General features: G+C 48.0%; 2 tRNA genes. Both read left to right on the top strand.

Going from position 1 to position 615, the window contains the following annotated elements:
• Positions 1-398: 398 nt before the first annotated feature.
• Positions 399-470 (top strand) — tRNA-Glu (locus JET16_RS29825).
• Between the two features lie 8 nt (positions 471-478).
• Positions 479-551 (top strand) — tRNA-Lys (locus JET16_RS29820).
• Positions 552-615: the final 64 nt, after the last annotated feature.

Raw genomic sequence — 615 nt, 5'->3', positions numbered from 1 at the left:
GGACGCTGTAACCGGAGTTTCTCCGGTTAGGAGGGTGCAGCGGGCCAAAAGTGCCGGATACATGCGCGTAAGCGAAAAATTTCGGCTGCAAGTTCGTGTCAACAATTAATCGTCAGCCTGATAATGAGTCAAACTATGCGTCAGCCGGCGCGCAAACGTCAGTATTTTCAAGTAAAAATGTTGTTGCAATCCGAATACCCAGCTGTTATAATGACACTTGTCGCCAAAAACGGACGACTTCTGCATNGTGTCAACAATTAATCGTCAGCCTGATAATGAGTCAAACTATGCGTCAGCCGGCGCGCAAACGTCAGTATTTTCAAGTAAAAATGTTGTTGCAATCCGAATACCCAGCTGTTATAATGACACTTGTCGCCAAAAACGGACGACTTCTGCATGGCCCGTTGGTCAAGGGGTTAAGACACCTCCCTTTCACGGAGGTAACAGGGGTTCGAATCCCCTACGGGTCATATTTTATGAGCCATTAGCTCAGTCGGTAGAGCACCTGACTTTTAATCAGGGTGTCGAAGGTTCGAGTCCTTCATGGCTCACTCTTGTTTCTTCATCTGAATATGCGGTCGTGGTGGAACGGCAGACACACCATCTTGAGGGGGT

The organism is Paenibacillus alkalitolerans, from assembly GCF_016482785.1.
In the GTDB taxonomy this organism is placed as follows: Bacteria; Bacillota; Bacilli; order Paenibacillales; family YIM-B00363; genus Paenibacillus_AE; species Paenibacillus_AE alkalitolerans.
This window is presented reverse-complemented; position numbering and strand designations above follow the sequence as displayed.